This window comes from Nonomuraea basaltis (genome assembly GCF_005893125.1).
GTDB classification, from domain to species: Bacteria; Actinomycetota; Actinomycetes; order Streptosporangiales; family Streptosporangiaceae; genus Nonomuraea; species Nonomuraea basaltis.
This window is the reverse complement of sequence record NZ_VCJS01000002.1, coordinates 79,065-98,647: the sequence shown is the minus strand read 5'-3', so window position 1 is coordinate 98,647 and position 19,583 is coordinate 79,065. Positions and strand designations below refer to the sequence as shown.

Genomic DNA, 19,583 nt, shown 5'->3' with positions numbered 1-19,583 from the left:
GCTGTCGACGTAGCCGTGGGAGTCCGTGAGGAGTCGGCGATGACCATGAACGAAACCGGCGGCGAGGCCACCTTCGCCGATCTCGGGCTACGACCTGAGCTGTTGCAGGTGCTGTCCGCTCTGGGCTACGAGGAGCCCACCCCGATCCAGCGGGAGGCGATCCCCCCGTTGGTGGAGGGGCGTGATCTGCTCGGGCAGGCGGCGACGGGCACCGGCAAGACCGCGGCGTTCGCGTTGCCCGTGCTGCAGCGCATGGCCGGGCCGGGGGCTGCCGGGCCGGTGACGCTGGTTCTCGTGCCCACCCGGGAGCTGGCCATTCAGGTCTCGGAGGCGTTCCACCGGTATGGCCGCGAAATGGGTGCCCGGGTCCTGCCGATCTATGGCGGAGCACCCATCGGCCGGCAGTTGCAGGCGCTCAAGCGCGGGGTGGATGTCGTGGTCGCGACACCGGGACGGGCCCTCGACCACATCGGCCGGGGGACGCTCGACCTCGAAAGTCTGCGCACCGTCGTGCTGGACGAGGCGGACGAGATGCTCGACATGGGGTTCGCCGACGACATCGAGGCGATTCTGGCTTCGACTCCCGAGGATCGCCAGACCGTGCTGTTCTCCGCGACCCTTCCGCCGCGCATCGATGGGATCGCCCGCCGTCACCTGAACGACCCCGTCCGGATAGAAATGGGGCACAAGGCGGCGGAGGGCGGCCAGACGACTCCGTTGGTGGAGCAGAGCGCGTACCTGGTCGCCAGGGCGCACAAACCCGCCGCACTCGGGCGCCTGCTGGACATCGAGGCGCCGGCCGCGGCGATCGTCTTCTGCCGCACCCGTGACGAGGTCGACCAGCTCACGGAGACCATGAACGGGCGCGGCCACCGCGCCGAGGCCCTGCACGGTGGGATGGACCAGGAGCAACGCGACCGAGTGATGTCACGGGTGCGGGGCGGGACCGCAGACCTGCTCATCGCGACCGACGTGGCCGCGCGAGGTCTCGACATCGAGCAACTCACCCACGTCGTCAACTACAACGTCCCGTCCGCGCCCGAGGCGTACGTGCACCGCATCGGCAGGGTGGGCCGCGCCGGCCGCGAAGGCGTGGCGCTGACCTTGGCCGAGCCGCGCGAGCACCGCATGCTCAAGGCCATCGAGCGGGTGACCGGGCAGCGGATCTCGGTGGAGCGGCTGCCGACCGTCGCCGACCTGCAAGCGCGCCGGATGGAGCTGACCCGGGCCGCGCTGGAGGAATGCCTCCTTCAGGACGACCTCGGGCCCTTCCACGTGGTGGTCGAGTCGCTCACCGATGAGTTCGATCTCATGGAGGTGGCGCTCGCCGCGGTCAAGCTGGCGCACGAGTCCAGCGGGGCCGCACTCGACGAGCAGGAGATTCCCGAGGTGGCCCCGCGGACCGTGGACAAGGGGCGCGGGCGCCGGGAGGCCGGCCCCGGCAGGGAGCGGGCTGCTCGTGCCCCGGCGGGTGGAATGGCCCGCCTCTTCTTCAGCCTGGGACGCAGCGCGGGGATCCGGCCGCAGGACCTGGTGGGCGCGATAGCCGGCGAGTCGAGCCTGAGCGGGCGCGACATCGGCGCGATCGAGATCGCCGACCGGTTCTCGCTGGTGGAGGTGCCGCAGGACGCGGCCGACGAGGTGATCGCCGCCCTCCGGCGGACCACCATCAAGGGAAGGCGGCCAACCGTCCGCCGCGAGCGCGACATGCGCGAAAGGCGCTGATCGCGCGAGCGGGCGGGCTCAGATCAGGGCGTGGGCGAGGGCCAGGGCGCCGAGCAGCGGGGCGTCGTCGGTGAAGCGGGCGGCTCGCAGCTCCGGCGGGAACGGCACGACGCGCCGCACCTCCCGCGTCAGCGGCGGCAGGATGCGTGCCCCCTCGGCCATCATGCCGCCGCCCACCACCACGCGCTCCGGGTCCAGGGCCACGCACAGGTTCGCGACGGCCATGGCCAGCGTGCGCAGCGCCTCGTCCACGAGCACGGCCGTCTCGGGCAGCCCGAACAGGGCGCCCGCCGGCACGGTACGGCCCAGCAGGGTGGAGCCGTGCGCGACCAGCGCCCCGCCCGAGAAGCGCTCCTCGAGTGGGGCGTGCCCGTCGGCGAAGGACGGCTCGCCGGGCTCGGCGAGCAGATAGCCGATCTCGCCCGCCGCGCCGTGCGCACCGTCGACCACCTGCCCGCCGACGACCAGGGCGGCCGCCAGTCCGGTGCCCAGGTTGAGGTAGAGGCCGGTGGAGACGCCGCGGAGCGCTCCCCAGCGGAGTTCCGCCACGGCCGCCGCCTTGACGTCGTTGCCGATCGCGACGGGGATCTTCCCGTACTCCTCGCGCAGCAGCCGGGGCAGCTCCAGGCCGTTCCAGCCGGGTACGTTCGGCGCCAGCAGCACCCGGCCGCCACTGATCACCCCGCAGGTCGAGAAGCCCACCGCGGCCGGGGCGCGATCCAGCCCCCTGGCCGCCTGCAGAGCTCTGGCCAGGGGGTTCTCGCCGGTCTCCAGGCGTACCCTCGTCGCGATCTCGGGCCCGTCCGCGCCGGACAAGCCGACGGCGATCTTCGTGCCGCCCACGTCGATGCCGAGGACCCGCCTCACCTGGCGCTGCCCCTGCGGGCGACCGAGTCGATCGCCACGGCCAGGGCCAGCACCGCCGCGGTCACCATGAACCTGACGGAGGAGTCCACGTTGAGCAGCAGCATCCCGTTGGTGATCGACTGGATCACCAGGATGCCGAGCAGCGCCGCGTACGGCCGGCCACGGCCCCCGAACAGCGACGTCCCGCCGATCACCGCGGCGGCGATGGCCATGAGCAGGATGTCGCTGCCGCCGGACGCCTGGTTCACCGCGGACAGGCGGCTGGCCGCGAGGATCCCGCCGAATCCGGCGAGCACGGAGGCCAGCACGAACGCCATCACCCGGATCCCGGTCACGTTGATCCCGGCCCGGCGGGCGGCTTCGGCGTTGCCGCCCACCGCGTACGTCCACCGGCCGAACACGGTGTGCCTGAACACGAGGTCGAGCGCGATCACCAGCGCCCCGAAGATGACCAGCAGCAGCGGCACGCCCCGGTCGGCGGACAGGATGGCGACGGTCCCCGCGAGCACCGCTGCCATCCCGCCGATGCGCAGCGCGGTGAGGTACCCCGCAGGCGCCGGCAGGTCCGCCGCCCGCCGCGCCCGCCTGCCGATCGTCGCGGCCGCCGCCCAGCCACCGGCCAGCGCCGCCACCAGAGCCCAGGCGAGCCACGCCGGCAGCCATGTGTCACTCAGCTTCGAGACGAACCCGTCGAACGGCAGGTTGATCGTGCCGCCCTGGCCGAGCAGGTAGAGGAGCAGCCCCTGCCAGCCGATCAGCCCGGCCAGCGTCACGACGAACGACGGCATGCCCAGCCGGGTGTGCATCAGCCCGTGCAGCAGGCCGATGGCGCCGGCCGCCGCGAGCGCGACCGCGATGGCGGCCACGGGGTTCCACGACTGCTTGACGTACAGGATCGTCATCACGACCGCGCACAGGCCGCTGACGGAGCCCGCCGAGAGGTCGATCTCGCCGAGCAGCAGCACCATGATGATGCCGAGCGAGATCGTGCCGGTGGCCGCCAGCTGCAGGGCGAGGTTGGTGAGGTTCTCGGGGGACAGGAAGTGCTCGTTCAGCGTGCCGAAGACGGCCGCGATGACGACGAGCCCGGCGGCGACCGGCCAAGCTCCGAGGTCTCCGCGTCGCAGCCGCCCCACCGCCTCCTTCGGCGTGTACGGCCTGCGCGCCAGCGTGTCAGCGTTCATCTGTGCTCGCTCCGGTGATCGCGGCGACGATGGCCTCCTGGGAGGCGTCGGCCGTGGGGAACTCGCCGGCGTTGCGGCCGAGCCTGAGCACGACCACCCGGTCGCTCATCGCCCGCACGTCGGCGAGGTTGTGGGAGATGACCAGCACGGCGAGGCCCCGGTCGCGCAGGCGGCCGATCAGGTCGAGGACCTGGGCCGTCTGCTCCACGCCGAGAGCGGCGGTGGGCTCGTCGAGGATGACCAGGCGAGGCTCGCCGATCAGGGCCCGGGCGATGGCCACGGACTGGCGCTGGCCGCCGGAGAGCATCGCGACGGGCACTCTGATGTCCCGGATCCGCACGTCGAGGGAGGTCAGCAGGTCGCGGGCGGCGCGTTCCATGGCGAGGTGGCCGAGCACCGACCAGCGGCGGCGTTCGGCGCCGAGATACAGGTTGGCGACCACGTCGAGGTTCTCGCAGAGGGCGAGATCCTGGTAGACGGTGGAGACGCCGAGGGCCTGGGCGTCGCGGGGAGTGGCGATCCTGACGGGACGGCCGTCCACGGTGATCGTTCCGGTGTCGGGGGTGATGACCCCGGCCAGGGCCTTGACGAGCGTGGACTTGCCGGCTCCGTTGTCGCCGACGAGGGCCACGACCTCCCCTGCGCGCAGGTCCAGGCTCACGCCGTCGAGGGCCTGGACCGCGCCGTACGTCTTGGAGATGCCGGTGACGGAGAACATCTACTGGATGCCCGCCTTCGCGCACGCGTCCTTGACCTCGGGGGTGCAGATGTCCGCGACCTTGTAGAACCCGTCCTTGACGATCGTGTCCTTGATCTTGTCCTTGGTGACGGGGATGGGGTCGAGGAGGAAGGCGGGGATGTCGGCGGTGCCGTTGTTGACCTTGGTGGGCGCGGCGGGCCCCTGGCCCTTGGTGAGCGCGACGGCGAGCTCGGCGGACTTCTCGGCCTCGGCCCTGATGTCGAGGTAGACGGTCATGTACTGCTCGCCGGTGAGGATCCGCTGGACCGCCGCGAGCTCGGCGTCCTGGCCGGTGATCGGCGGGAGCTCCGTGTAGCCGGCGCGCTTCATCGCCGCGATGGCGCCGCCGGCCATGCCGTCGTTGGCGGACAGCACGCCCACGACGGTGTCGCGGCCGAGCGCGGTGATCGCCTGCTCCATCTGCTGCTGGGCCTTGTCCGGGCTCCAGTCCGGCGTGTCGAACTCCTTGCCGATCTGGACCTTGCCGTCGAGGATGTTGTGCGCGCCCTTCTTGTAGTCGGCCGAGCTCGGGTCCGTCGGGGCGCCGTTGATCATCACGATCTGGCCCTTGCCCGTGCCGCCCTTGGCGGCGAGCGCGTCGAGCAGCGCCTGGCCCTGCATCTCGCCGACCCGCACGTTGTTGAACGAGACGTAGTAGTCGTAGCCGATGCCGGAGATCAGCCGGTCGTACGCGATGACCGGGATCTTCTTCTGCTTGGCCTGGTTGACCAGCGGGGCCACCGCGGCGGCGTCGACCGCGTCGAGCACCAGCACGTCGGCGCCCTGGGTGAGCGCGGCCTCGACCTGCTGTTGCTGCTTGGCGGCGTCCTGGTCGGCGTTGCCGTAGAGCACCTTGCAGGCGGGGCAGAGGGCCTTGACCTTCGATTCGAAGAGCGGCCGGTCGAAGGCTTCGTATCTCGTGGTCTTGGACTCCGGCAGGAAGAGGGCGATCGTCGCCGCCTCCTCCTGGGGGACGGCGGACGAGGTGCCGCCTGCGCCGCCGGATCCGGTGCCGCAGGCGGCGGCCAGCAGGACCGCCACGGCGGGAAGCGCCTTCCATCCTCGGTGCATCGCATTGTTCCTTTCGCGCGGATTCGCCGGCGTCGGCAACCCACTATGGTGGTAAGAAAGGTAGTTTACTATCAAGGGCGTTGGCTACCCTTTCGTTGGTTCACATCAAGAAGGAGGCCGGAGTGCGTGGTGAGCTGGGGAACCCGCGGCTGTTGCGGGTGATGAACGAGCGGCGCCTGCTCGACCGGCTGCACGACCACGGCCCGGCGTCCCGCGCCGACCTGGCCAAGGTCACGGGGCTGTCGAAGCCCACGGTCTCGGCGGCGCTGGCCGGGCTGGCGGAGGACGGGCTGGTCCACCTGGTGGGCGAGGTGTCCGGCCGGCCGGGACCGGTGACCTCGCTGTACGACATGAACGCCGGCTCCGCGCACGTGGCGGGCATCGACATCGGGCGCGACTGGAACCGCGTCGCCGTGGCCGACCTGAGGGGCACGTTCGCAGGGCGCAAGGACGGCCGCAACGACGCCCGCAACACGGCCGACCTGGCCCGCCACGTACGCGAGCTGGCCCACGCGGCCGCCGCGGAGGCCGGCCTGGAGTGGTCCGCCATCACCTGTGCCGTCGCCGGCACGCCGGGCGTCTACGACCCGGTGGCGGGACGGCTGGAGTTCGCCTACAACCTGCCGGGCGCCGACCTGGTCGAGCATCTCCGCTCCGCGCTCGAGTCAGACCTCCTCATCGAGAACGACATCAACCTCGCGGCCGTCGGCGAGCACGCGTACGGCGAGGGCAGGGGCAAGCAGCACTTCGCGCTCGTCTCCATCGGCACCGGAGTGGGCATGGGCATCGTGGTCAACGGCGAGCTGTACGTCGGCGCCCGCGGAGCCGCGGGTGAGGTGTCGTACCTGCCTGCCACCGAGGACCCGGCCGCGGCGGGGGGCCCGGACGCCCTGGAGCACGGCTCCACCGAGGCGGTGGCGTCCGCGCCCGGCGTGGTGCGTGCGGCCCGCGCCGCCGGGCTCGACCTGGGGAGCGCGAAGGAGGTCTTCGAGGCGGCCGGGCGGGGCGATCCCACCGCCCTGGCCGTGGTCGAGGCCGAAGGGCAGCGCATCGGCGGGCTGGTCGTCGCGGTCGCGGCGGTCCTCGATCCGGAGGTGATCGTGCTGAGCGGCGGCGTCGGGCGCAACCTCGATCTGCTCGGCGGCGCGATCGAGCGCCGCGTGGCCGCGCTGGGTCCGCTCCGGCCGCAGGTGGTGGCGAGCGCGCTCGGCGACAGCGGGGTGCTGCTCGGCGCCGTCGCCCGCGCCAGGAAGCGGGCCTGGGAGCTCATCTTCGAGGCCCGCCTATGAAGGTCGGCGTGCGTCAGGCGGAGGGTCGCCCCATCCGGTAGACGGCCAGCGGACGCCGCAGCGCGGTGATGTCGGCCAGCGGATCGCCCGCCACGGCCAGCAGGTCGGCGTCGAACCCGGGCGCGATGCTGCCCTTGCGCTCTCCCACGCGGCAGGCCCGGGCCGCGACCGAGGTGATCGATCGCAGCACGTCGACGGCCGCGTACCCGTGCTCGACCAGCATCTCCGCCCCGTACGGCAGCACCCCGTGCGGCTTGGGCGGCGCGATCCCCGCGTCCGTCCCGATGACGAAGTCCACCCCGGCGGCGTTGATGGCGCGCAGCCCCTCCATCATGCCGGCGATCCGCTGCTGGATGCGCGGTGGCGGCGGCACCGGGCTCGGCGCCAGCCCCGCCGTGAGCGACACGACGACGTCGGAGGCGGCGAGCCGCGCGATCAGCCCGTAGTCCACCTCGTAGGACTCCTCGGTGAAGAACGAGCAGTGCTCGATCGAGTCGAACCCGGCCTCCAGGGCGTGCGTGATCCCCTCCGCGCAGTGGGCATGCCCGGTGATCGGCAGGCCGTGCGCGTGGGCCTCGTCGGCCGCCGCCTTCAGCTCGGCGGGGCCGTACTGGAGCCGGTGCGAGTGCGTGCCCGGCGTCATCTCGCCGCCCGTCACCATCATCTTGATCACATGTACGCCGCGCGCCGCCCGTTCCCGTACGGCCTCGCGCACCCCCTGCTCGCCCGCCGCCTCCCCGCCCAGGAACCAGCAGTGCCCCTTGGGCGGGGTGATCGGCGGCCCGGCGGAAAGGATCTCCGGCCCGTCGAGCCCGAGGCCGAGCCCGAGCGCCAGATAGTCCCGATCGCCCAGGTCGCGCACCGTGGTCACACCGGCCGCGAGGTGCCGCCGCGCGGCCGATCGCATCCGGTCGGCGAGCCCCGGCTGCTCCAGCGTCCCCACGACGTCGAGGCCGGCGTCGAAGGCCAGGTGGACGTGGCAGTCGATCAGCCCGGGCAGCAGCGTGACATCACCCAGGTCGACCGTGGCGGGCCCGTCGCCGGCGATGTCGGCGACGCGCCCGTTCTCGACGGTCACCACCTGGTCGTCGTGCATTTCCCGGCCGTCGAAGAGACGGCGAGCACGTATTGCGAGCATGCGGCCACCGTCCCAGAGCCGCGCCGGAAGCGCCTGAGTATGCCCTACTCAATCGATGCGGACTCCCGCGCATGGACCGGCCCGTCGACGGCACCGTCGTCAAGGGAGCCGCCCGCCAATAAGGTGGAAGGACCCCGCCCCGTGCTCTCCTGGCGGGCCGCACGCGACAGCCCGGCGACAGGCCCACGAGAACGCGATGTGAGCCCCTGAGCCGATCCTTCGCCCGCTTGGAGGACACGTGGAAGTGATGCGGATCATCGCGCTGATGGCCGCCACGATCTCGACAGGGCTCGTGGCGGGGGTGTTCGGCCTGTACGCCCATACGATCATGCCAGGCCTCGGCAGGACAGACGACCGCACCTTCGTCGGCGCGTTCCAGGCCATCGACCGGGCGATCATCAACCCGTGGTTCCTGGGCGGCGGCTTCTTCGGCGCGCTGGTCTTCACCGTTCTCGCCGCGATCACTCACGCCGGCCGGCCGGCCCTGCCCTGGATCGTGGCGGCGCTCATCCTGTACGCCATCACGTTCGTCATCACCGTCGCCGTCAACGTGCCGCGCAACGACGCGATCAAGGCGGCCGGGGACCCCGACGGGATCGACCTCGCCGCTGTCCGCAAGAGGTTCGACGAGGCGCGCTGGCGGAGCTGGAACATCATCCGCGTCATCACCTCCACGACCGCCTTCGGCCTGCTCGCCTGGGCGCTCACCCGGTGACCGATCTCGGGCGGCCGGTACGATCATGTTGCGGAATGTCGGAGACGAGGAGGGGTTCGCGGGATGAGGACCGACCGCCTGGGGCGCGGCGCGATCGAGGTGACGGAGCTGGGGTTCGGCGGCGGGCCGCTCGGCGGGCTCTTCGAGCCCCTGGACGACGACACCGCCGCCGGGGCGCTGGCGGCGGCCTGGGACGCCGGGATCCGCTACTTCGACACCTCGCCGCACTACGGGATCGGCCACTCCGAGCGCAGGATCGGCGAGTTCCTCCGTACGAAGCCCCGGGCGGAGTTCACCCTGTCGACGAAGGTGGGCAGGCTGCTCGTCCCGCAGGAGGCGGCGGGCCGCATGGACGAGAGCTTCCAGGTGCCGGCGACGCACCGCCGCGTGTGGGATTTCTCGCGCGACGGCGTGCGCCGCAGCGTCGAGGACTCCCTCGCCCGCATGGGCGTCGACCGGATCGACATGCTGTTCCTGCATGACGCGGAGCAGCACTTCGAGGCCGCGCTGCGCGACGGCTACCCGGCGCTCGCCGAGCTGCGCGCGGAGGGCGTGGTCGGCGCCGTCGGCGCGGGCATGTACGACAACGTCAAGCTCACCAGGCTCGTCGCGGAGACCGACGTCGACGTGGTGATGCTGTCCGGCCGCTACACGCTGCTGGACCAGCGCGCCCTCGACGACCTGCTGCCCGCCTGCGCCGAGCGCGGAGTGTCCCTGCTGGCCGCCTCGATCTTCAACTCCGGCCTGCTCGCCACGCCGCGGCCGGCCCCCGGCGCGCGTTTCGACTACGAGCCGGCCTCCGCAGAGCTGCTGAAGCGGGCGCACCGCATCGCCGACGTCTGCGAGGCGCACGGCGTGACGCTGCCGCAGGCGGCGATGGCGTTCCCGCTGCGTCACCCGGTCGTCGCCGGCATCGTGGTCGGCATGCGCTCGTCCGAGGAGGCGCGCCGCAACGCCGAGTCCTTCGAGGCGGAGATCCCCGAGCTACTGTGGGCCGGCCTGCGCGCCGAGGGCCTCCTCGACGAACGGCACTGATCCGCCCCTGCGAGCCTCCGCGACTCCACGTCGCCGGACTGCCCGATGGACGACCGGGGGAGCAGGCGACCTCCCGCTCAGCCATCCGTCCCCGAGCGTGACGCGCGGTGCAGCCGGATGCCGAGCACGGAGGAGGCGACGAGGACGGCGCCCGCGATCATAAGGACGAGCGAGCCGCCGACCGCGCCGTCGGTCCAGTCCCAGATCGCCTCCGGCATGGACAGCGTGAACCCGGCCACGCCGGCCACGAGCAGCACCCACGCCCGTTCCCACCGGTACAGCACCAGACAGCCCACGGCCACGGCGAACGTCAGCCCGTACGCCCAGGCGGTCCCGTCCGCATCGCCGAGCCCCCACTGGCCTCCGAGCAGGGCGATGGCCGCGCCGAGCCCCAGCCCCAGCCGCCGCTGCCCGATCACGCCGGCCAGCACCAGCGCGGTCCACAGCACGCCCGTGGCGACGAGCGACACTCCGACCCCCAGGGCGGAGCCGTCCGTGATCTCGCCGGCGACCGCCCCGGCGGCGAGCGCGGCGAACCCCGCGCACGCGAGCGCCCCGGGCACGGCGGGCAGCACGGCATATCCGCCCACGGCCACCACCAGGCCCGCCACCGCCGCGATCATCGACTCGTGAGCGCCGGCGATCTCTCCTGCGGCCAGCGCGGCCGTGCCCGAGGCGAGCGCCAGCGCCACCGAGCCGGAGCGGCCCCGTACGGTGGCCGTCTGCTCCCGCGGCCGGGTGCCGGCCAGCGCGATCCCGGCGGCGAGCAGCGCCGCGGTGGTGGCCAGCAGAATGACGATCCGCGCGGTGTGCGTCAGGTCCTCCCACGACGTGCCCACCAGGGAGAGCGCCCCGGCCAGCAGCAGGCCGCCGCCGACGTACCCGGCCACCTCCGCCCACCGCGCCCGCGCGGGCCGCGGCGCCGCCTCGTCGAGCGCGTCCCGCACGGCCATGGCCTGCTCGGCGGAGAGCACGCCCTCGCGTACGAGCCGCTGAAGCACTTCGTCCCGCGTCTTGGTCACCTCGTGCTCCTTACCCGTCCTGCGTCGCCTTACAGGCCCAGGGCGGCCCGATCGCCGGCTCATCCTGCCGGGTCGGCCGCGGCCGGTCCACGAACATCTAATGGAACAGTTATCCCGTTAGTGCGCTATGCTCTTAACGGAAATATTGACCCGTTAAAGAATGGAAATCATGGAATATCGGCAGTTGGGCGCGTCCGGGCTCAAGGTCCCCGCGCTGAGCTTCGGCGCCGGGACGTTCGGTGGCAAGGGCGAGCTGTTCGGCGCGTGGGGCAACACCGACGTGGCGCAGGCCGGCCGGCTCGTGGACATCGCCCTCGACGCGGGGGTCACCATGTTCGACACCGCCGACGTCTACTCCGACGGGGCCTCCGAGGAGGTGCTCGGCCAGGCGATCAAGGGGCGGCGTGACCGGCTCCTCATCTCGACCAAGGCCGGGCTGCCCACGGGCGACGGCCCGCACGACGCGGGCACCTCGCGACCCCGCCTGATCAAGGTGGTCGACGACGCGCTGCGCCGCCTCGGCGCCGACCACATCGACCTGTTCCAGCTGCACGCCTTCGACGCGGCCACACCGATCGAGGAGGTGCTGTCCACGCTCGGTGACCTGGTCCGGGCCGGGAAGCTCCGGTACGTCGGCGTGTCCAACTTCTCCGGCTGGCAGCTCATGAAGTCGCTCGCGACGGCGGACCGGTACGGCTACCCGCGCTACGTGGCCCACCAGGTCTACTACTCCCTGGTCGGCCGCGACTACGAGTGGGAGCTGATGCCGCTCGGCCTCGACCAGGGCGTCGGCGCCCTCGTGTGGAGCCCGCTCGGCTGGGGCCGCCTCACCGGCAGGATCCGGCGCGGCCGCCCGCTTCCCGAGGGCAGCAGGCTGCACCGCACCGCCGCCTTCGGCCCGCCGGTCGACGACGAGCGCCTCTACACGGTGGTCGACATCCTCGACGAGATCGCCGGGGAGACCGGCAGGACCGTACCGCAGGTCGCGCTGAACTGGCTGCTCCAGCGGCCGACCGTGGCCTCGGTCATCGTCGGCGCGCGCAACGAGGAGCAGTTGCGCGACAACCTGGGCGCCGTCGGGTGGAGCCTCACCCGCGACCAGGTGGCCAGGCTCGACGCCGCCAGCACCGCCACGGCCGCGTACCCCTACTACCCGTACCGGAGCCAGGAGGGCTTCTCCCGCCTGAACCCGCCCATCGAATCCCTCGTCCACGCAGGCTGAACGCGCCCGGGCGGCCGCTCGCCGGCGGCCGCCCGTTTGCGTGCCGCATACCCCCTGGGGTACCTTCGGCTCCATGGAGCTGAACGAGAGCATGGTGGGTGACGCGGTGACCCGGCTGCGCAGGGCGCATGGCCAGCTGGCCGGCGTGATCGCGATGATCGACGCGGGGGAGGACTGCGCGAAGGTGCTCACCCAGCTCGCCGCCGTCTCCAAGGCGCTGGACCGCGCCGGATTCAAGATCGTCGCGAGTGGGCTGCGGCACTGCCAGGCGGCCCAGGATCGCGGGGAGGAGCCGCCGATGAGCCTGGCCGAGCTGGAGAAGCTCTTCCTCGCCCTGGCCTGAGCGGCCTCCCGGGGCTCATGCGGGCCCCTTTTATGTCTTTTGGATACCCCCTGGGGTATGGAGAGGATGGACGCACATGGATGTCACGACGTTCCGGACCCCTGGCCTCGGCGACCAGACGTACCTGCTGTCGCACGACGGCAAGGGGATCCTGGTCGACCCGCAGCGCGACATCGACCGCTTCCTGCGGGCGGCGGCCGAGCGGGACGTGGAGCTGCGGTTCGTGCTGGAGACGCACCTGCACAACGACTACGTCTCGGGCGGTCAGCAGGCCGCGCGGCGCACCGGGGCCGAGCTGGTGCTGCCGGCCGCCGCGGCGGCGGCCTACCGGCACACGGCGGCCTTCCACCTGGAGGACATCGAGGGCGGCGGCGGGCTGACGATCCGCCCGGTTCACACGCCGGGGCACACGCCCGAGCACACCAGCTACCTGGTGCTCGTCGACGGGGAGCCGGTGGCGGTGTTCTCGGGCGGCAGCCTGCTGGTGGCCTCCGCCGGGCGGCCCGACCTGCTCGGCCCCGGACGCGCCCGCTCACTGGCCCGCCTCCAGCACGGCTCGCTGCGCCGGCTGGCGGCGCTGCCGCCCGAGGCCGGGCTGTTCCCGACGCACGGCGAAGGGTCGTTCTGCACGGCGACCGGTGCGGGCCGGTTCACCTCCAGCATCGGGGCGGAGGCGGAGGACAATCCGCTGCTGGCCATCGAGGAGGTGGAGGAGTTCGCCGACCGGCTGCTGGCCGCGCCGATGCCGATCCCGGCCTTCTACCGGCACATGGGGCCGGCCAACACCGCCGGCGTGCCGCCCATGCCGTCCGTACGGGTCCCCGAGCTCGACCGGGCGCCGGACGGCACGCACGTCGTCGACATCCGGCCCCGGCAGGCGCAGGCCGGTGGCATGCTGCCCGGCTCGCTCGGGATCGAGCTGAGCGACGACTTCGGCAGCTGGGCGGGCTGGCTGCTGCCGTACCAAGAGCCGATCACGCTGGTCGCCGAGCCGGGCCAGGACGTCGCCGAGGCCGTCACCCAGCTCGCGCGGATCGGCATCGACACCGTCCAGGGGGTCGTCCGCGACCTGGGCGAGGCCGCCGGGCAGGCGTACTCGCTGGCGGAGCTGCCGGCCTTCGCGACCCTGCTCGCGCAGCCCGGCGCCCAGCTCCTGGACGTGCGCATGCCGAACGAGCGGGAGGACGTCCGCTTCGAGGGCGCGGTGGAGCGCTTCCTGCCCGACCTGTTCACCGAGGGCGTTCCCGCCGAGCTGGACCGGTCGCGGCCCGTGCTCGTCGCCTGCGGCTCCGGACGCCGGGCGGCCATCGCCGCGAGCGAGCTGGCCCGCCAGGGATACCGGCCCGTCGCGCTCACCGGCGCGGGGATCCCCGACGTCGTCGAAGCCCTGCGTACGAACCAAGCCGCCTGACCGAAAAAGACCGGCGGCCCTGCGTACGAACCAGGCCGCCTGCCCCAAAACGACCGGCCGCTTTGAACCGGGCGGCTCCCTCGAGCCGAACGGCCCCACGAACCGAGCAGCACTCTGAAACGGAGCGACACCCTTGTCCCACATCGACCCCACCTCCGCCCGATCCCTGATCGCGGCCGACCCCTACGTCCTGGTCGTGGACGTCCGCACCCCGGCAGAGTTCGAGTCCGCGCACATCGACGGGGCCGTCAACCTGCCGCTGGACCAGGTGGACGCGCACCTGCGGCGCATCGTCACCAGCGCGGGCGGGCGCATGCTGCTCATCTGCCAGTCCGGCAACCGCGCCGAGCGTGCCAGGACGGCTCTGGCCGGGGCCGGGCTCGCGGACGTCGCGGTCCTGGACGGCGGCATGAACGCCTGGATCGCGGCCGGAGGTCCCGTCAACCGGGGCCGCCCGCGGTGGGCGCTGGAGCGGCAGGTCCGCCTCGTCGCCGGGAGCATCGTGTTCACCGCTGCCGTGGCCGGCTTCTGGGTGCCCGCGGCCGCGCTCGTGGCGGCGTTCATCGGCGGTGGGCTGACCGTCGCCGCCCTCACCAACACCTGCACCATGGGGCTGCTGCTGTCCAAGCTGCCCTACAACAGGGTCGGCGGGGCGGACGTCGAAGCCGCCATCGCACGGCTACGCGGCGGGCGGTCGAGCGCGGATGCCGTCGTCCGGCAGCGCGGCGCCTGACCGGCCACTCGTCCGTACTACGTGCCGACCCATGACCTGCCTATACCCCAGGGGGTATGCTTGATCGCCCTGACCCTTGCCGCCGCCGTCCTGATCGGCATCGCGCTCGGCCTGTTCGGCGGCGGGGGGTCGATCCTGGCCGTGCCGGTGCTGGTCTACCTCGCCGGGGTCCCGGCCAAGACGGCCATCGCCATGTCGCTGTTCATCGTGGCCGTCACCAGCGGCGTCACCGCCATCGGGCACGCCAGGGCCGGGCGGATCCGCTGGCGGACCGGGCTGGTCTTCGGCGCGGCGGGCATGGCGGGCGCGTACGGCGGCGGGCTGATCGGCCCGCACCTGCCCGAGGCGCTGCTGATGGCGGCCTTCGCGGCGATGATGCTGGCCACCGCCATCGCCATGATCCGCGACCGCCGCGCCCCGGCTGTCGCGCCACCCCGGCGGGACCTGCCCATCGTGCACGTGATCGCCGAAGGCGCCGTGGTCGGCCTGGTGACGGGGCTCGTCGGGGCCGGGGGAGGGTTCCTGGTGGTGCCCGCGCTGGTGCTGCTCGGCGGGCTGCCCATGGGCGTGGCGGTGGGCACCTCGCTGCTCGTCATCGCGATGAAGTCGGTGGCCGGGCTGGCCGGGTACCTGCACAGCGTGCCCGTCGACTGGTCGCTGGCGCTGCCGGTGACCGGGGCGGCCGTCGCCGGCGGGCTCGTCGGGGGCGTTCTCGCCGGTCGCCTGGACGCCGACCGCCTGCGCAGGGCGTTCGGCTGGTTCGTCCTCGTCATGGGCGCCTTCGTGATCCTCCAGCAGGCGCCAGCCGCGCTGTTCCACACCCCTTGGGTCCTCGGCGTGCCGATCGCAGTCACGGCCGTGATCGCCGGGGTCCTGTGCCGCAAGGTCTTCCGGACGGGCGCCCGCACCCCGGGAAGGACATGACCGCCCGCCGATCTGGGAGCGGCCGGGTCGCCACCGCGCGAAACTGGAGGTGAGAGCGGAGGAGGTGCGTGATGACCAGGCACATCATGGTCGGCGTGGACGGATCCGCGCCGGCGACCGCAGCCGTGGAGTGGGCCGCCGCCGACGCGCAGCGCAGAGGGCTGAGCCTGCGGATCGTACACGTCTGCCAGCAGTGGCCCTACGCCGCGAACGGGACCGATTCCTGCGCCGGGAAGCTGGCCGCGGCCGGCGACCGGGCACGTGCCCTGACGCGCGACGTCGAGGTGACCACGGAGCTGCTGCCCGGGAACGTGATCGACACCCTGATCGGCGAGTCGGCGTCCGCGGACAGCGTGGTGCTGGGCAGCCGGGGACTCGGCGGGTTCGCCGGGATGATCCTCGGCTCGGTCGGCCTGGGCGTCGCCGGGCACGCCACCGGGCCGGTCGTGATCGTCCGCCGGCCCTCCGTGGTGCAGCACGGGCTGGTGGTCGTCGGCGACGACGGCTCCGGACACTCCGACGCGGCCATCCAGTACGCCGTCGACCAGGCCCGGGCCCGCCGCGTCCCGCTGCACGTCGTCTACGCCTGGCAGGTCCCGGTGTACTCGCCGTACGCGCCCGCTTACTACGTCCTGCTGGATGAGGCCTACGAGCAGCAGGCCCGGGCGGCGGCTGAGCGGGTGGCGCCGTGGCGGGCGAAGTATCCCGACGTCCGGATCACCGACGACCAGGCACGGGGGCATCCGGTGAGCGTCCTGATCAAGGCGGGCGAGACGGCCGACCTGGTGGTGCTGGGCTCGCGCGGGCTGGGCGGCTTCGCCTCCGCGGTGCTCGGCTCGGTCAGCCACGCGGTGCTGCACCACCTGACCTGCCCGATCGCGGTGGTACGGCCCCGCGGCTCAGGGGTGTGAGCGAGGCTCGCGCGGAGGAACTCCAGCACCCGCGCGCTCTACGGCGTCGCCGTGGCGCTGTTTCCTGGGTCGGCTGCCGTCAGGTGAGGGCCAGGACGGCGAGGATCGTGCGGGCGGTGAGGCCGCCTTCCGTCTCGGCGATGCGCAGGGCGGCAGGTACGTCCAGGTCGTCCAGCAACGCGCGCACGGCGGCGTCGCGTGCGGCCACCGAGGTCCCCGGGGCGCCGGCGGCCGTGTTCAGGCGCTCCAGCCGGGCGGCGGCCACGTCGCAGGCGTCCGGCGTGTAGGCCCAGTCGTCGGCCCACGGATGATCGAGCAGCATCAGCCGCAGCGCCGCCGCGGGGTAGCGGCGCAGCAGGTCGGCGGTGAAGACCAGGTTGCCCGCCGACTTGGCCATCTTGGCGCCGTCCACGCGCACCATCCCGACATGCAGCCACGCCCGCGCGAACGGCCGTACACCGGTCACGGCCTCGGCCATCGCCGACTCGTAGGCGTGATGCGGAAAGCGCAGATCGGTGCCGCCCACGTGCACGTCCAGCGCCGGCCCGAGCGTGGTCAGGGCCATGGCGGCGCACTCCGCGTGCCAGCCGGGACGGCCCGAGCCCCATGGGCTGGGCCAGGCCGGTTCGCCCGCCCCGGACGGCGTCCACACGACGACGTCGAGCGGGTCGCGTTTGCCGGGGGCGGCCGGGTCGTCGCCGTACTCGGTGAGCAGGCGCAGCGCGGCGTCCCTGCCGAGGCCGGCTCGCTCCGGCACGCCCGCGCCCCGGAAGTGCACGGCGCCGTCGTGTGCGTAGGCGTGCCCCGCGTCGACCAGCGCGGCGGCGAGCGCGATGACCTGCGCGACGTGGTTGTGCGCCCGCGGCTCGTACGTGACCGGGGCCACGCCCAGCGCCGCCATGTCGTGGTCGAAGTGGAACTGCTGGACCGCGGCGAAACTGTCGTACGGACTGCCGGCCCGCCGCGCCGCGCTGGTCAGCACGTCGTCGACGTCCGTGACGTTCCGGCACACCTCCACCCGCACACCTGCGTGCCGCAGCACCCGGGCCGCCACGTCGGCCCACACGAATGTCCGGGCGTGCCCGAGATGCGTGGTGTCGTACGGGGTGATCCCGCACACGTACATGCGGGCACGGCCCACCAGCGGCAGCGGCCGGCCGCCGAGGACGGCGGGAGGGCTGATGGGTCCGGTGGCGTTGGACACGTCGTTCTCCTTCAGGCCGGCGCGGTCACGCTCAGGCATTTGGAGGCTACCGGGCGGTGAGCGCCGGCGTCACGAACACGGGCACGGGCGCGGCCTCGGCGCCCCGAGCGCGGATCCGTTGTCAGAGGTAGCGCAGCCACAGGTATGGCGCGACCAGGACCACGGTCACCACCGTGACGATCAGGCCGTACTTGGTGAAGTGCCAGAAGCTGATCGGGGTGCCGTTGCGGGCGGCGATGCCGAGCACGACCACGTTGGCCGCGGCGCCCACCGCGGTGGCGTTGCCGCCCAGGTCGGCGCCGAAGGCCAGCGACCACCACAGCACCTGCGCCGGGCCGTCGCCACCGCCCGCCTGCACGAGCTGCTCCACGATCGGGCTCATCGTGGCGACGTACGGGATGTTGTCCACGATGGCCGACAGCACGGCCGAGATGCCGAGCAGCCCCATCGTGGTCAGCTCCGGCTGCCCGGCGGTCGCCGCGACCGCGGCCTTGGACAGCGCGCCGATGACGCCGGTCTCGACCAGGGCGCCGACCATGACGAACAGCCCGGCGAAGAACACGAGCGTGGGCCACTCCACCTCGGCGATGGCCTGCTCGGTGCGGATCTTCGTCACCGCGACCAGAACCCCGGCCCCGAGCAGCGCCACGATCGACGGCTCGTAGTGCAGCACCGGGTGCAGCACGAACGCGGCCATCACCAGCGCCAGCACGGCCAGCGACTGCCACAGCAGCCGCCGGTCGGCGATGGCCTCCCGCTCGTCCAGCGCCATGATCGCCTCGGCGCGCTCCGGGTCGTAGCGGAACGTGCGGCCGAACAGCAGCCAGCACAACCCGACGAACACCACCATCAGGACGATGATCATAGGCGCCATGTGCACGAGGAAGTCGTTGAAGGTCAGCCCACCCCGGCTGGCGATGATGATGTTCGGCGGATCGCCGACCAGCGTGGCCGCGCCGCCGATGTTGGAGGCCATGGCCTCGGCGATCAGGAAGGGGGCGGCGCGGAGGGCGAGCCGCTCGCACACCAGGAACGTGACCGGCGCGATGAGCAGCACCGTGGTGACGTTGTCCAGCAGCGCAGAGGCGATCGCGGTGATGAGCACCAGCAGCACCATCAGCCGGAACGGCCGGCCCCGCGCCCGTTTGGCCGCCCAGATGGCCAGGTACTCGAAGACGCCGGTCTCCTTGAGGACACCGACGATGATCATCATGCCGAGCAGCAGGAAGATCACGTTCCAGTCGATCCCGGCGTGCTCGGAGAAGAAGGCCGCCTCCGCGCTGGTGGCGTGGATCAGCAGCATGATCGCCGCGCCGCCCAGCGCGGCCGCGACCCGGTGGATCTTCTCGGTGGCGATCAGCGCGTAGGCGGCCAGGAACACCGCCACGCTCACCCAGGAGAGCGCGCTCACCCCGCGAGCACCCGGTCCAGCAGCGCCTGCAGAGTCACGGCCCCGATCAATCGCCGCCCGTCGCCGAGTACGGCGACCAGCGGGCTGCGGGTGCGGGCCATCAGCGCGGCCAGTTCCAGCACCGTGGCGTCGGGGTCGGTGACCGGGAGCTCGCGCGGCTGCCGCGGCAGCGCCTCGCGCACGGTACGGCCGTTCAGCGCGCCCAGGAAGGCGTCGGCGTGCGCCTCGTCCACCACCCGGGCCAGGGCGGGGTCGTCCTGGCAATAGGTGGGCACGGCCAGCCGGAGCACCTCGGTGCCGGGCAGGATCGTGAACGGCGTGCCGTCGTCTTCGATGACGATGAGGCCGGGCAGATCCTGATCGGCCAGCATCCTGGCCGCGTCGATGATGGGGGAGTCCAAGCCGACCGTGGGAAAGTCGGCAAGTAGGTCTCGGGCGCGCACGAGCACATCCTTCGGACATAAGGGATAAGGAACCCGCCGACCAGACTTCCCGGCACACCAGTAGACAACGTATCAAGAACCGTCAAGATCGCAATGAGCGGGATCGGCTGCTCCTGGCAAGACCGAGGCGGCGGCCTGCTGAGGTACGCGTCAAGAATCCGCCTGTGCGCGGGCGACACCGCTGCTGTTAAGGTAA

At 72.6% G+C, this 19,583-nt stretch carries 19 protein-coding genes; 10 read left to right on the top strand and 9 right to left on the bottom strand.

Annotated features, from left to right (window positions below):
- Positions 1–39 precede the first annotated feature (39 nt).
- Positions 40–1,725: a DEAD/DEAH box helicase gene (locus tag EJK15_RS01305; protein ID WP_138708471.1), complete on the top strand. Its 1,686-nt coding sequence runs from the start codon at positions 40–42 to the stop codon at positions 1,723–1,725.
- 18 nt (positions 1,726–1,743) lie between these two features.
- Here the strand turns inward: EJK15_RS01305 and EJK15_RS01300 are convergent, their stop codons facing one another.
- The 4 genes from EJK15_RS01300 to EJK15_RS01285 are packed head-to-tail and all read right to left on the bottom strand — an operon-like array spanning position 1,744 to position 5,586.
- On the bottom strand, positions 1,744–2,592 hold the full coding sequence (locus EJK15_RS01300; RefSeq protein WP_138708470.1) for an ROK family protein: 849 nt from the start codon (positions 2,590–2,592) through the stop codon (positions 1,744–1,746).
- Positions 2,589–3,776, bottom strand: a complete 1,188-nt coding sequence (locus EJK15_RS01295) for a sugar ABC transporter permease (protein WP_138708469.1) — start codon at positions 3,774–3,776, stop codon at positions 2,589–2,591. Before EJK15_RS01295 ends, EJK15_RS01300 begins: the two co-directional genes overlap by 4 nt.
- Positions 3,766–4,494, bottom strand: a complete 729-nt coding sequence (locus tag EJK15_RS01290; protein WP_138708468.1) for an ATP-binding cassette domain-containing protein — start codon at positions 4,492–4,494, stop codon at positions 3,766–3,768. Before EJK15_RS01290 ends, EJK15_RS01295 begins: the two co-directional genes overlap by 11 nt.
- On the bottom strand, positions 4,495–5,586 hold the full coding sequence (locus tag EJK15_RS01285) for a sugar ABC transporter substrate-binding protein (RefSeq protein WP_138708467.1): 1,092 nt from the start codon (positions 5,584–5,586) through the stop codon (positions 4,495–4,497).
- 122 nt (positions 5,587–5,708) lie between these two features.
- On the opposite strand from EJK15_RS01285, the gene EJK15_RS01280 reads away from it, so the two are divergent.
- A complete protein-coding gene (locus EJK15_RS01280; protein ID WP_206060590.1) occupies positions 5,709–6,875 on the top strand; it encodes an ROK family transcriptional regulator in 1,167 nt (388 codons plus the stop codon).
- Positions 6,876–6,888: 13 nt separating this feature from the next.
- On the opposite strand, the gene EJK15_RS01275 is transcribed toward EJK15_RS01280, so the two are convergent.
- Complete coding sequence (locus EJK15_RS01275) at positions 6,889–8,013, bottom strand: amidohydrolase family protein (protein WP_138708466.1); 1,125 nt, start codon at positions 8,011–8,013, stop codon at positions 6,889–6,891.
- 247 nt (positions 8,014–8,260) lie between these two features.
- Here EJK15_RS01275 and EJK15_RS01270 point away from each other — a divergent pair, with 247 nt between their 5' ends.
- Complete coding sequence (locus EJK15_RS01270; protein ID WP_138708541.1) at positions 8,261–8,728, top strand: anthrone oxygenase family protein; 468 nt, start codon at positions 8,261–8,263, stop codon at positions 8,726–8,728.
- 63 nt (positions 8,729–8,791) lie between these two features.
- Positions 8,792–9,763, top strand: coding sequence for an aldo/keto reductase (locus EJK15_RS01265; protein WP_138708465.1), 972 nt, complete (start codon positions 8,792–8,794; stop codon positions 9,761–9,763).
- A gap of 77 nt (positions 9,764–9,840) precedes the next feature.
- Here EJK15_RS01265 and EJK15_RS01260 read toward each other — a convergent pair whose 3' ends face one another.
- Positions 9,841–10,785, bottom strand: a complete 945-nt coding sequence (locus tag EJK15_RS01260; protein ID WP_171074041.1) for a DUF2157 domain-containing protein — start codon at positions 10,783–10,785, stop codon at positions 9,841–9,843.
- Between the two features lie 169 nt (positions 10,786–10,954).
- Here EJK15_RS01260 and EJK15_RS01255 point away from each other — a divergent pair, with 169 nt between their 5' ends.
- From EJK15_RS01255 to EJK15_RS01230, 6 genes are all read left to right on the top strand, one after another.
- Positions 10,955–12,007, top strand: a complete 1,053-nt coding sequence (locus EJK15_RS01255; RefSeq protein WP_138708463.1) for an aldo/keto reductase — start codon at positions 10,955–10,957, stop codon at positions 12,005–12,007.
- 73 nt (positions 12,008–12,080) lie between these two features.
- Positions 12,081–12,350, top strand: coding sequence for a metal-sensitive transcriptional regulator (locus EJK15_RS01250; protein WP_138708462.1), 270 nt, complete (start codon positions 12,081–12,083; stop codon positions 12,348–12,350).
- A 76-nt stretch (positions 12,351–12,426) separates the two neighbouring features.
- Entirely contained in the window at positions 12,427–13,761 is a 1,335-nt protein-coding gene (locus EJK15_RS01245; RefSeq protein ID WP_138708461.1) for an MBL fold metallo-hydrolase, read from the top strand.
- A 133-nt stretch (positions 13,762–13,894) separates the two neighbouring features.
- Positions 13,895–14,494 carry a rhodanese-like domain-containing protein gene (locus tag EJK15_RS01240; RefSeq protein WP_138708460.1) on the top strand — a complete coding sequence of 200 codons (600 nt, stop codon included), beginning with the start codon at positions 13,895–13,897 and terminating at the stop codon, positions 14,492–14,494.
- A 60-nt stretch (positions 14,495–14,554) separates the two neighbouring features.
- A complete protein-coding gene (locus EJK15_RS01235; RefSeq protein ID WP_138708459.1) occupies positions 14,555–15,418 on the top strand; it encodes a sulfite exporter TauE/SafE family protein in 864 nt (287 codons plus the stop codon).
- A 71-nt stretch (positions 15,419–15,489) separates the two neighbouring features.
- Positions 15,490–16,329 carry a universal stress protein gene (locus tag EJK15_RS01230; RefSeq protein ID WP_138708458.1) on the top strand — a complete coding sequence of 280 codons (840 nt, stop codon included), beginning with the start codon at positions 15,490–15,492 and terminating at the stop codon, positions 16,327–16,329.
- Between the two features lie 79 nt (positions 16,330–16,408).
- On the opposite strand, the gene EJK15_RS01225 is transcribed toward EJK15_RS01230, so the two are convergent.
- The 3 genes from EJK15_RS01225 to EJK15_RS01215 all read right to left on the bottom strand — a co-directional run bounded on the left by EJK15_RS01225 (position 16,409) and on the right by EJK15_RS01215 (position 19,387).
- Positions 16,409–17,572, bottom strand: a complete 1,164-nt coding sequence (locus tag EJK15_RS01225; protein WP_171074040.1) for a class I tRNA ligase family protein — start codon at positions 17,570–17,572, stop codon at positions 16,409–16,411.
- A gap of 82 nt (positions 17,573–17,654) precedes the next feature.
- Positions 17,655–18,944 carry an ArsB/NhaD family transporter gene (locus EJK15_RS01220; protein ID WP_138708457.1) on the bottom strand — a complete coding sequence of 430 codons (1,290 nt, stop codon included), beginning with the start codon at positions 18,942–18,944 and terminating at the stop codon, positions 17,655–17,657.
- Complete coding sequence (locus tag EJK15_RS01215) at positions 18,941–19,387, bottom strand: CBS domain-containing protein (protein WP_138708456.1); 447 nt, start codon at positions 19,385–19,387, stop codon at positions 18,941–18,943. The genes EJK15_RS01220 and EJK15_RS01215 overlap by 4 nt, the downstream gene beginning before the upstream one ends.
- Between the last annotated feature and the right edge of the window lie 196 nt (positions 19,388–19,583).

What these genes read in the sequence shown, in the direction of transcription:
- EJK15_RS01225 (WP_171074040.1), bottom strand. Translation starts at nt 17,572, where the DNA reads ATGCCTGAGCGTGACCGCGCCGGCCTGAAGGAGAACGACGTGTCCAAC.
- EJK15_RS01295 (WP_138708469.1), bottom strand. Translation starts at nt 3,776, where the DNA reads ATGAACGCTGACACGCTGGCGCGCAGGCCGTACACGCCGAAGGAGGCG.
- EJK15_RS01270 (WP_138708541.1), top strand. Translation starts at nt 8,261, where the DNA reads ATGCGGATCATCGCGCTGATGGCCGCCACGATCTCGACAGGGCTCGTG.
- EJK15_RS01255 (WP_138708463.1), top strand. Translation starts at nt 10,955, where the DNA reads ATGGAATATCGGCAGTTGGGCGCGTCCGGGCTCAAGGTCCCCGCGCTG.
- EJK15_RS01285 (WP_138708467.1), bottom strand. Translation starts at nt 5,586, where the DNA reads ATGCACCGAGGATGGAAGGCGCTTCCCGCCGTGGCGGTCCTGCTGGCC.
- EJK15_RS01275 (WP_138708466.1), bottom strand. Translation starts at nt 8,013, where the DNA reads ATGCTCGCAATACGTGCTCGCCGTCTCTTCGACGGCCGGGAAATGCAC.
- EJK15_RS01245 (WP_138708461.1), top strand. Translation starts at nt 12,427, where the DNA reads ATGGATGTCACGACGTTCCGGACCCCTGGCCTCGGCGACCAGACGTAC.
- EJK15_RS01290 (WP_138708468.1), bottom strand. Translation starts at nt 4,494, where the DNA reads ATGTTCTCCGTCACCGGCATCTCCAAGACGTACGGCGCGGTCCAGGCC.
- EJK15_RS01250 (WP_138708462.1), top strand. Translation starts at nt 12,081, where the DNA reads ATGGAGCTGAACGAGAGCATGGTGGGTGACGCGGTGACCCGGCTGCGC.
- EJK15_RS01305 (WP_138708471.1), top strand. Translation starts at nt 40, where the DNA reads ATGACCATGAACGAAACCGGCGGCGAGGCCACCTTCGCCGATCTCGGG.
- EJK15_RS01265 (WP_138708465.1), top strand. Translation starts at nt 8,792, where the DNA reads ATGAGGACCGACCGCCTGGGGCGCGGCGCGATCGAGGTGACGGAGCTG.
- EJK15_RS01230 (WP_138708458.1), top strand. Translation starts at nt 15,490, where the DNA reads ATGACCAGGCACATCATGGTCGGCGTGGACGGATCCGCGCCGGCGACC.